A 10,915-nucleotide genomic window follows, 5' to 3' on the forward strand; every position below is an offset into this window, starting at 1 on the left:
CATGTAGCAAGCCGGGCAAAAGCAGTAACCATAGCAGTACTGCCCTTAGGCGCAGCGGTGATATGGTACGGCTCATTTCCATATGTACATCTTTCGGGTAACGAAATTAAATCCAATTTTCCGGAGCTTCAGAAACTCCAGTCCCAACACGCCGTGCACCCCCATATTCTGGGCAAAGCAGGTCTGTTCCAGGTTGGCGATCAAAAAGGGCAGGGTAGGCAGGGCCTCGTTGCCCAGTTTCATGCCGGTGACATTGGCCCGCAGGGCTTCCACCGTTTTCGAGCCGGTACCTTTTACATTGATCTTGCCCAATATCGATGCCTGCTCATACACTTTATCGGGCAGGCGGCTGTCGAGGATATGGGTTTCGGCACCGCTGTCAAATACAAAACGCATTTTCCTGCCGGCCAGTTCCATACCTGTAATTACCTGGTTCTGGCTGATGTCGATGGCCTGAGTGGTAAATGCCGCATCAGCCTGCAGGTGCTGGCTTTGATAGCTGTTGCCCTCCTTGCGTCCTATGCGGTGAAAATGGATCATGTTCTGCTCATAATCGATGATCATCTCCATTTGCCTGAGCAGGTCCATACCCAGCAAACCTAATATCTTAATGCCCTTGCTGTTTTCGAGGTGCCCCAGGTCTGTAAGGTCGGCGTCGTATTGAAAGTATTGCGCTGCACCCATGGCAAAACGGCGCAGCCGGGTGCGGTGTATATACTGTCCAATTCCCGACATGCTGCTTTGCTGTTCCTGCGAAGCTACTTCAATTGGGTAGTTGCGGAAGTATACCAGGTTCAGCACCAGGTGCGGCGCACCGGTGTCGAGGATAAAGTTGCCTTCCACATCATCCACCTTGCCTTTAACGAATATCAATCCACCGATCTTGTTAAACGGCAGTGAAAAGGATAAGGAATCATCCTGCTTATTGTCGGTGCCGGGTGGGGTTGTTGGCTGTTGTTTGCCGGGCGGATCGGTTATCGCGCTATGATGATATGGTGTTTTAAAACTCATGGTGGCCAATACCCAAACGAATAACAGCGGCCGCAAGGCAGGATTGATAAAAGACTGTATGGTTGGGTGAAATCCCATGATGCCGCTGTTGGTTTCTGTTTGGTTTGTGTCTGAAACGCAGCAAAGCAGGCTTAGGTAACAGCAAATACACCAGCGGCTAATAACCCGTATGATTGACCGGAAATGATAAGAAAAGGTTAAGGCAGGAAGCCTATGCGTTCAATCCGGCAATTGTCCGGAACAGGGTGTAGTACAGATTTTAATGGCAATATTCTTGTACCCTTCAACATCCGGCGTTGGCGCTATTGCCCGTCGTTTCTTAACACCAAAAAACAATTACCATGGCAAAGAACAACATCGAAGGCAGTCAGCAACAGGGACAGGGCATTACTATTGGTACCCAGGGTAACAATGATATGGTGATCCCGGGACCGGCAACACATGGTCCACACGATAAACCAGAAGGGCAGGATGATCGCACCATCCCCAACCAGGATCGTTCTTCAGCAACCAATGCGGATAAAGAATCAGAGTAGGAGGCAGATTGGACTGCAAGGTTTAAAGTTCAAAGCTGAAAGTTCAAAATCCAATAAGAATAGCTGCAAGTGCATGGTTCATTATGCCGCTTCCAACAGGTGATTTTTGATTGCCACTTTGAAAAAAAACCAATGAGCTTTAATTTGAATTGCCGCTGCAAACGGCGGAATATAAGGCCTAACATCTATTACATGGTCTAACCCGCAAGGGTGGAACCTAAGGAGGTAAAGGGGGCTCAACCATATGCAGGTAAACATTCACCCAAATACAAATGCCGCTGGCGCAACCAGCGGCATTTGTATTTGGGTGAATGGCTTGCTTGAAAACCTTTATCACAACCCCTTAAACCTTGCACTTTAAACTTCAAACCGCCTGAACCGGCAGGAACACTTCAAAAAAGGACCCTTCACCGGGCTTACTCTGCGCCCTGATATAACCACCATGGTTCTGGGCCACTTTGCGGGCAATGGCCAGGCCAACACCGGTGCCGCGGTATTCCGAATTCCCGTGCAGCCTTTGAAATACCTGGAAGATGCGTTCGGCGTCTTTTTGGTCGAAGCCAATCCCATTATCCCGTACCCCAACAGTATAAAAACACTGGGGTAACTCTTCAGTCGTCAGGTGCAGACCCGTTTCCTGGCCCTTCGTTATGGTGCAGCTAATGCGCACCTCGGGCGGTACACCGGGTTTATTGTATTTAAGTGCATTACTCACCAGGTTTTGAAACAATTGTTGCAGCTGTCGCTGGTGGCCCCGCACGGTTGCCAGCGTATCCATATGGATGATGGCTTTGCGTTCTTCAATCTCCAATTCCAGGTCATCCAAAATGCCTTGTAAAAGTTCGTTGAGGTTTACCGTCCCAAACTGTTCAGGCCGCTGGCTTACCTGCGAGTAGTTGAGCAGGTCATCTACCAGATTGCCCATGCGTTTATTGGCTGCTTCCAGCCTGCTGAACATCCGCAGGTCTTCATCGTCGAGGCGGCCATCGAGGCGGTGCCGCAGGCGGTCGGAAAAGAACAGCACCTTGCGGATGGGCTCTTTTAAATCGTGCGAAGCGGCGTAGGCAAATTCCTCCAGGTCCTGGTTGGAACGTTGCAGTTCTTCCACCAGTTTTTGCTGCCGCAACTGGGCTTCTTTGGTAGAGGTAACATCCATGAACACATTGATCAGGTGGTCATCGTCCATTTTGGCTACCGACAATTCAAGCCAGCGTTGCTCCGGGGCATAAAAATATTGGGTAAAAAAGGGCTTACCTGTTTCCAGGGTATGAAGCACCATTTGGTACAATACACTGCCCCAGATATAGGGGTCCAGTTCCCGGACTGTTTTGGATAGGTAATCTTCCCGGCTGATACCCGAATAGCAAATAGCCGGCTCGTTGGCCAGGATGGTGCGGCCATCTACCACGGCTCCCTGTTCATCTCTTATCACCTGTGTTATGGAAATGCCCGCCGGCGAGTGTTGCAGGAGGCTGTCGAGCAGGTTTTTGTGTGCTTCCAGCTCCTGTGTCTTTTCTTCCAGCTGGTGGATGATGCGTTGCTCATCGGTGCGGTCCTGCACCACGTTCAGCACACCATTGCGCAGGCGGGTACGCAGCACCCTTGCATATTTGTTGAGTGCGGGATTATAAATATTGGATTCCACCTTATTGCCCGTATCCAGCACCTGTACCAGGTCGTTGAAAAACCGGCTGCGCAGTTCGTCGGTAACCGTTGGCGATTGGGAAAGCAGCATGCCTTTTTGTTGCTCCCGGGTAAGGTTGAGGTAACGCAGGCCTTCATCATTGCAATAGGCAAACTCGAAATCGACCACTTCCTGGCTGCCGGGCTTGCGCACCGGGGCCAACCAACATATAGCCTGTGGCTGCACGTCGAAAAGCTCCGAAAACACGTCGGTGTCGTAGGTTTCTTGTTTCATATAGGGTGAAGCGAGGGCGCAATTTGTTGGCGCTCACGCAAAAGCGAACGGATCGGACTGGGAAATAGGGTTTTCGGCTGCGCGCTGTTACAAACGGTTGCGCCGCTGTCCTGTACGGCGGTAATATTCTTCGTCGGTTTCGATGCGGTTGTCCAGGTCCCGCCCATGAAGCCTTTCGTCTCTTGCCGGCAATGCTTCGTGGTGGCGCGCCTGCTCGCGGTGGGTAAGCCCGTCGGGCTGGTTGCGGCGACGGTACAGGTTATTGTTGTTGAAATGGTCGTTGTTGTAAAAGTTTTCGCCTACATCCTGCTGGCCGGCATCGGTTTGCATGGACTGGTAGCCAAAAACGACCCCTACATCGTGCTCGGCCTTGGCACCCAGGCGGCTGCGATCGTACCGGGGCAGGGCCCGCAGCTGGAAGGGATTGACTGTAGGCAGGAACACGTCGTTATCGGTAGCATCCAGTTCTGCCAAGCCAATGGGCACCAGCACCGAACGTTTTTCCAGGTCCAGTTCAGGTGTATCCAGTATGTTGAGGATCAGGTACCGCACCTTGCCGGCACGGATATCAAAAATCAGGTCGTTCACGGTGCCAAACTTGCGCTTCTGGGCATCGCGCACATCCCAGCCGCGGATATCGGGTTCGCCTTTGGCAATGGTAAAATCGCTATTGCTTAGTTCGCGGAGCCGGGTTGTAGGCTCTTCTGTTTTTCTTCCAAACATATAAACGGTTTTATGGAGCAGGGCTCCGGTTTCATCAAGGGGCCGGGCTATTGGCCGAATCGTACGTATAGCCGGTATCGGTGGTGGTGGGTGCTACTGCTGTTTCGGGCTCAGCGTTCCGCAACAGGAGGTAAGCAAGGATACCTAAAATAACCAGGGCTAAAAGGATCCAGGGAAGGGGTGATTTTTTCTTACGTACTACATTAAGCTCTGCCATGTTGCTAGTTTTTCGAATAATTCCTGTGGCATTAGCCATAAATTCTGTGCCATTGGTGGAAAGGGAGCCGGGAAAGCCGGAAGACAGGATAGACGGGAAAGAATGAGGGGAAGTCAATTCGTTGGTAACTCCTGCTTGCAGCTTGGTGTTACTTGCTTGCAGCTCATTTTTCCTGTAAACAAAAAGCCCGGCCATAGGCCGGGCAGAAGGAACTCAAGCAGAAAAAATTTAAGCGCTGCGGCGCAATTCGGTGCCGGTGCTGTAGCGGCGGATGATGGCCATACGGCGCACCAGGCGTCTTTGCACTTTTTTACCCAACATCACCGGCAGCGCAACAGGGTAGTAGATGAGGTTGAGCAGGGCCTCGCGGTTCCATTTGTCCTGGAGGCTGCTTTTAAAAGCCACCCGCATATGGCCAACGGCAATGCTGCGTTCGGTTTCGCCTTCTTCTGCAACGCGGTACAGCAGGCGCAGTGAGGCAATGGCCAGCAGTCCGCCACCCAGGAAGAGGATGCTCCAGCCCTGCAGGTGCAGGATCGGGATCACTTTACCTGCAATGGGGAGGCTGAGCAGTACCGACTGGGTTGCCAGCACATCGGCCAGCAAACCTCCCAGCATGGGGGCAAAAGCACCCATCAGGGCCACCACAATGTTGCGGGTAGAGATGTACACAATGGCTTCATCGTTGGGTGCCAGCTTCATCCCGAAATTGTCAAGGGCTAATGTAACCCCTGCCAGCGAAAAGCCACCCAGCACATGAATCACCACCAGCATGACAATGGCCATGGACTGGCTGGAAGCCTGGGCCACAAAAAGGTACCCGAGTATGCAGCAGATAAAAAGCGGGGCGGCAATGCTCAGGATGGTTTTGTTGCTGAAGCGGTCGGCATATTTACCCCACATCTTGATGCTGAAGATGGTGCTTACCTGCGAAATCAGGCTGAGGCCAATGATATAAGACAGTGAGAGGCCTACCGTCTTCATCATAAATACGGAGAAAAAAGGCGTACTCATGCTGCAGGCAAAAACCCAGGCGCTCTGGAATACCAGCAGCTTGCGGAAATTGGTGTTGCGCAGGGGTTTGCTAAACAGCTTCAGCAGGTTTTCCTTGGGCAGGTAGCTCTGTGGCTCGGGGGTGCGGGCGAGGGCCCATACGCCCAGCATACCGCAGATGCCGCCCACCACGAACATCACCCCATAGGCAGTGAGTTCGTACTGCTGATAGTGGAGCTTGATATAGTCCAGGCCCAGTGCCAGCGCTACGCTCAGCACGGTGCTCAGGATCAGCATCATGCGGCGGCGGTGGCCAAAATAGGTGCCCATGCGTTCGGCAGGCACCAGGTCTTTCATCCACGAGCTCCACGACGCACCTGCGATGGATCCGAAAAGGTAGTGGAAGGAAAGCATGAACAGCAATACCGTCATGCTGGTGCCGCCCGAAAACAGGAAGGGCAGGACGCCAATGGCAAAAAGCGGTATCCGCGCAATAAAGCTGCAGATCACCATGATGGCCCTGCGGTTGTTATAGCGTTGTACCAGCCAGATGGACAGGAGCTGGAAAATATTGGTGAAAATGGGCAGCGAGGTAAGCAGGCCAATCTGGAAATTGGATGCTTTCATCAGCAGGGCCATCGACATCAGGAAGGTGCCACCCGTAAGGCAGACCATGGCTTCCGAGCTCAGGCCGTCTTTAATTACCTGCTTCAGGCCCATGTTCACCTGCTGTTCGGTAAGTTGGGGTGATGGTTTGAAATTCATAGGAAAAAGGATGATGTTTTTTCTATAGTGCAACGGCCGTAGCCGGGCGGATTTATTGTTTCAAAAGGCAGTTTGCGCAAGCCGCGACTTTGTGCCTGTTTCTGGGTGTAAAACTAGTGTTGCAGTAAAAAATAACCTTATGTCTTACCGACACTAAAAGGCCTTTCACCGATTTTAAATGCAATAATTTTTGCATGTAAGCAATTGCTTAACAGGCGGGTAAGGGAATGTGCTTAGCGGTTTTTGGTTTTTAGTTTTTGGGGTCTTGTTTGGAGTTTGGAGCAAACTTTCTGAGGTAAGGAGGAAAGGGTATTGCTACCTGGGTCTGTCATGCCGAACTTGTTTCGGCATCCCCCTCGGTAGCGGAGTGTTCAACAACGGCAGGGGATGCCGGCATCCGTCAGCATGACAAGGAGCTCACTGGGGTTGTCTTTCCAACCCTGGCCGATCGGTATTTCCCATTAAACAAAGTATTTTGACGAAGAGGCTTTGTAATGATAGCTCAACCATCTCCTTTTTTTCGTAACCAGTTTTCCTGACTATGGATTGGGTTTCGCCTGCTGGCAAAGATTTTTAATGCCTTTCTGTTGCCTGTTGCGACTCATAACCCAGGCGCCTAAACCTTTCCCGATATGATTGCCAACTACACCCAACAGGGCTGGGAGCTGATTACCCAACGGGCACACGGCATTTTGGCCGCACAGGTGGCCCTGCAGTGGAAAACCGCCGAACGGCCGGAACGCTGGATGGAAACCCTGCTGGCAATTGCCGAACACGACGATGCCATGATTGAACTGGATGGCGAGCAGTTGCTTACCGAAGCGGGTGGGCCCATCAATTTTACCATGAAAAATTTTGAGCTGGAACACTGCATTCGGCTCAGCCGCTTTACCCGTAGCAAGAGCCGCTATATTGCCCTGCTCACTTCCATGCACATGGATTTTATTTACCGGAAGGATATGGAAGCCGACCCGGCAGCCAAAGCCTTTTTGCTGGAACAGCGCAACCTGCAGGCTGCCTGGCGGAAGGAATTGGGATTAAGCAGGGAAGAAGCCGAAAGAATTTATGCTTTTATGGAATGGTGCGATGCTTTTTCGCTCCTGCTTTGCCAGCATGCCGTGCAGCCCGAAAGCCGTACCATCGAAATCAGCCGGGGGCCGGACAAAAGAAAATACGAACTCTGCCAGGTGGGCGAGGGGGAGCTTACTTTGCTGCCCTGGCCATTTGAATCTGATCGTTTTGAAGTGTATTTTGAGTCCCGCGTGGTACCGCAACTGCAATTCAAAAATTCCAATGAGTTGCGGGAGGCTTTCCTGGCGGCGCCGGTTAAAGAAACCCGCTGGGCTTTGGTGCATTCCAGTCCTGCTGCACCCAAGCCCAAGGTGAAGGCGCGCTAAGGACAAAGCTGTATGACCTCGCCGCTTGCCGCAGAATGGTTACCTTGCGGCCTTTATTTTAAAAGAGGAACTATGGATGCAGGTCAAAAACACTATTTGATCACCGGCGGCGCAGGATTTATTGGCAGCAACCTGGTGAGGGTACTGCTACAGGATGCTGCGGTGCGGGTCACCTGCATCGATAATTTTGATCCTTTCTATGATGTCCAGATCAAGCAGGCCAACATCGCACCGCTTGAAGCTACCGGCCGTTTTTACCTCCTGCCCCTAAACCTCGATACCCTCACCGTTGCGCAGTTGGAGGAAAGCATTACTTCAAAGCCGGACGCCATCATTCACCTGGCGGCACGTGCCGGGGTGCGGCCCAGCATCCTCAATCCTGCGGCTTACCAGCAAACCAATATCATGGGTACCCAAACCCTGCTGGACTATGCCGTAAAAGCAGGTATTTCCAAATTCGTTTTTGCCTCTTCCAGCAGTGTGTATGGCGTGAATAAAAACCTGCCCTGGAACGAAGGCGAAAGGCTGTTGCCCATTTCGCCCTATGCCATGACCAAACTGGCGGGTGAAGGTCTCGGGCATGTATACAGCCACCTGTATGATGTTAATTTTACCGCCCTGCGCTTTTTTACTGTTTATGGCCCCGGCCAGCGCCCCGACCTCGCCATCCATAAGTTCACCAGGGCCATCCTGCAGGGAAAGCCCATCCCGGTTTTTGGCGATGGCAGCACCAGCCGCGATTACACCTATGTGGATGATATTGTAAAAGGCATCATTGCCGCCATCCGGTATACCGAAAGCCGTTACGAAATCATCAACCTGGGAAATAACCGAACGGTATCGCTCCAGCAGCTAATTGAAGCTTTGGAGAAAGTTATCGGCAAAAAAGCCATCATCGACCGCCAACCCGAACAGGCCGGAGATGTGCCGCATACCTACGCCGATGTTTGCAAAGCCGAAAACCTGTTGGGGTATAGTGCCCGCACCGGGCTGGAAGAAGGGCTTACCCGTTTTTATGAGTGGTTTCAGCAGCATCAGGAAGTGTTGGCGGGAGCGGTGTGAGGTTTTTGGTTTTTGGTTTCTTGTTTGGAGCAAGTTTCTAAGGTAGGTAGAAAGGCTGCCTGCTTATTACACCTGCCAGGCCATTTGCCACCGGTAATTGGGATAACAAGCCGGGGGCATTTATAACAACCAACTAATGAATGCAATGCTTTCCGCTAAATAAACAAAAACTAAAAACCAAAAACAACCAACCCGGACGCGGAATCCTGCAACTGTCCGCTTTATCCTACTTTTGCCGGATGATCGAATTATCGTTGGTAATTCCCGTCATGAACGAGGAAGACAACATCAAACCCTTGCTGGAAGCGGTAAGGTCTGCACTGAAGGGTATAGATTATGAAGTGATCCTGGTGGACGATGGCTCTACCGACCTCACCCGCAAACGCATCCTGGAGTATTCCGACGACCGCACCATACTGGTGGAGTTGCGGGGCAACTATGGCCAGAGCACGGCCATGTCGGCAGGCATCGACCATGCCCGTGGTCAGTTTCTCGCCATGATCGACGGCGACCTCCAAAACGATCCTACCGATATCCCGGCCATGCTGCAAAAGCTGAAGGATGAAGACTGGGACGTAGTGGCAGGCAACCGCAAGAACCGCAAGGATGGTATGGTGCTGCGCAAAATTCCAAGCAAAATTGCCAATGCGCTGATCCGCCGCATGACCGGTGTATACATCCGCGATTATGGCTGTACGCTCAAAATATTCCGCCGCGAAATAGCCGAAGACCTTGGCCTCTACGGCGAGCTGCACCGCTTTATTCCCGTGCTGGCAAAGCTGCAGGGCGCCCGCATTACACAGGTGGATGTAAAGCACCATGCCCGCCAGTTTGGTAAAAGCAAGTATGGCATCAACCGCACCTTCAAGGTAATGAGCGACCTCGTGCTCATGGTGTTCTTCCGCAAGTACATGCAAAAGCCCATTCACCTTTTTGGTACCATGGGTTTTGTAGGTGTCGGACTGGGTATCCTCATTAACCTTTACCTGCTCATTTTGAAGATCATGGGCCAGGACATCTGGGGTAAACCCCTGATGATTCTTGGATTGATTTTGCTGCTGGGCGGCATCCAACTGATCACCATTGGTATTCTTTCAGAAATTTCGGTACGTACCTATTACGAGTCGCAAAACAAGAAAACCTACAATGTGCGTAAAGTGCACCGCCAGGATGCGGTGAAGCAGGAGCTGGAGATTACTGTTTGAGTAAGGACTGCTGGTTGGTAGTTTGAAGTTGATGGTACAAAGTCCAGCGTGTAAGGTTGTATGGCTTTGCAGAATGCTATTCAAATGCTTCGAGGTATATCTCAACTATTTATCCCACGGGTTCAACCGTGGGATACCAAACAACAGCAATTTTCCTCCATACCCTTTGAACGGTTTCTGTTTGCAATAGGCCAAACAAACCATTATAAGAAATGCCGTGCTGGATACAGCACGGCATTTCTTATAATAGTGATTGTAGTCTTGGGCTATACACTACCTGCCTGCTTCCTTCTTCGCATCTTCAACCATCTGCTGGTTGGCAGTGATAACAAATTCAACACGGCGGTTTTGACCACGACCTTCCTCGGAGGTATTTGCTGCAACCGGATCGCTTTCGCCTTTGCCCGTAGCCGTTAGCCTGCCCGAAGCAATGCCCTGGCTACGCAGGTAAGCAACAGCAGCCTGTGCCCTGCGTTCCGAAAGCTGCTGGTTATAGTTGTCGGTTCCTTTGTCATCGGTATGGCCAATTATCTGGATATTGGTATCGGGGTATTTATCCAGCACGTTCTTGAGCTTATCCAGGTTGCTTTTTGCCGATGCACCCAATGCCGCTTCATTAAACCCAAAGAGTACTTTCTCTTTGAAGTTAACTACGATACCTTCTCCCTCGCGGCGCACTTCGGCATCGCCCATCACCTGTTTCATTTCTTCCGCCTGCTTATCCATGCGGCGGCCAATAACAGCACCGGCAGTACCACCTACTGCAGCACCAAGGATGGCACCCATTGCGGTATTACCTGCAGCGCGGCCAATAACACCACCTACCACCGCGCCACCTGCTGCACCGATGCCTGCACCCTTCTGTGTTTTATTTAATGATTTACAACCGGTAGCTAAAAAGCTTCCCAGTACCAGTGTCCATGCAAATTTTTGGATCGTTCTCATAGTGTAATTATTTCTAACAATTATTCAAGAACTGTACCATTAGATTAGTAAGGAGTAATGAATGGTGAGTGAGGGAGCTACTTATTATTCACCATTCATTGCTCCTCATCCATCAAATAAAAAGGGGCCGTGTGATCACGGCC

At 51.4% G+C, this 10,915-nt stretch carries 10 protein-coding genes; 4 read left to right on the forward strand and 6 right to left on the reverse strand.

Features of this window, described 5'->3' with window-relative positions; all coding sequences use genetic code 11:
• Positions 1-72: 72 nt before the first annotated feature.
• Positions 73-1,089: a retropepsin-like aspartic protease gene (locus BUE76_RS08515; protein ID WP_073043976.1), complete on the reverse strand. Its 1,017-nt coding sequence runs from the start codon at positions 1,087-1,089 to the stop codon at positions 73-75.
• A 263-nt stretch (positions 1,090-1,352) separates the two neighbouring features.
• Here BUE76_RS08515 and BUE76_RS08520 point away from each other — a divergent pair, with 263 nt between their 5' ends.
• Positions 1,353-1,547 carry a hypothetical protein gene (locus BUE76_RS08520; RefSeq protein ID WP_073043977.1) on the forward strand — a complete coding sequence of 65 codons (195 nt, stop codon included), beginning with the start codon at positions 1,353-1,355 and terminating at the stop codon, positions 1,545-1,547.
• A 364-nt stretch (positions 1,548-1,911) separates the two neighbouring features.
• Here BUE76_RS08520 and BUE76_RS08525 read toward each other — a convergent pair whose 3' ends face one another.
• From BUE76_RS08525 to BUE76_RS08540, 4 genes are all read right to left on the reverse strand, one after another.
• On the reverse strand, positions 1,912-3,465 hold the full coding sequence (locus BUE76_RS08525; RefSeq protein WP_073043979.1) for a sensor histidine kinase: 1,554 nt from the start codon (positions 3,463-3,465) through the stop codon (positions 1,912-1,914).
• A gap of 87 nt (positions 3,466-3,552) precedes the next feature.
• On the reverse strand, positions 3,553-4,188 hold the full coding sequence (locus BUE76_RS08530) for a PRC-barrel domain-containing protein (RefSeq protein WP_073043981.1): 636 nt from the start codon (positions 4,186-4,188) through the stop codon (positions 3,553-3,555).
• Between the two features lie 34 nt (positions 4,189-4,222).
• Entirely contained in the window at positions 4,223-4,405 is a 183-nt protein-coding gene (locus BUE76_RS24185; RefSeq protein ID WP_143157321.1) for a hypothetical protein, read from the reverse strand.
• A gap of 228 nt (positions 4,406-4,633) precedes the next feature.
• The gene (locus BUE76_RS08540) at positions 4,634-6,163 is read right to left on the reverse strand and encodes an MFS transporter (RefSeq protein ID WP_073043984.1); all 1,530 of its coding nucleotides are present in this window, start codon (positions 6,161-6,163) and stop codon (positions 4,634-4,636) included.
• A gap of 632 nt (positions 6,164-6,795) precedes the next feature.
• Here BUE76_RS08540 and BUE76_RS08545 point away from each other — a divergent pair.
• The 3 genes from BUE76_RS08545 to BUE76_RS08555 all read left to right on the forward strand — a co-directional run bounded on the left by BUE76_RS08545 (position 6,796) and on the right by BUE76_RS08555 (position 9,827).
• Entirely contained in the window at positions 6,796-7,560 is a 765-nt protein-coding gene (locus BUE76_RS08545; protein WP_073043986.1) for a DUF3891 family protein, read from the forward strand.
• Positions 7,561-7,632: 72 nt separating this feature from the next.
• On the forward strand, positions 7,633-8,622 hold the full coding sequence (locus BUE76_RS08550; protein ID WP_073043988.1) for an NAD-dependent epimerase/dehydratase family protein: 990 nt from the start codon (positions 7,633-7,635) through the stop codon (positions 8,620-8,622).
• Positions 8,623-8,861: 239 nt separating this feature from the next.
• On the forward strand, positions 8,862-9,827 hold the full coding sequence (locus BUE76_RS08555) for a glycosyltransferase family 2 protein (protein ID WP_073044070.1): 966 nt from the start codon (positions 8,862-8,864) through the stop codon (positions 9,825-9,827).
• 273 nt (positions 9,828-10,100) lie between these two features.
• Here the strand turns inward: BUE76_RS08555 and BUE76_RS08560 are convergent, their stop codons facing one another.
• Positions 10,101-10,772, reverse strand: coding sequence for an OmpA family protein (locus BUE76_RS08560; RefSeq protein WP_073043990.1), 672 nt, complete (start codon positions 10,770-10,772; stop codon positions 10,101-10,103).
• Positions 10,773-10,915: the final 143 nt, after the last annotated feature.

This window comes from Cnuella takakiae, from assembly GCF_001953305.1.
Classification (GTDB): Bacteria; Bacteroidota; Bacteroidia; order Chitinophagales; family Chitinophagaceae; genus Flavisolibacter; species Flavisolibacter takakiae.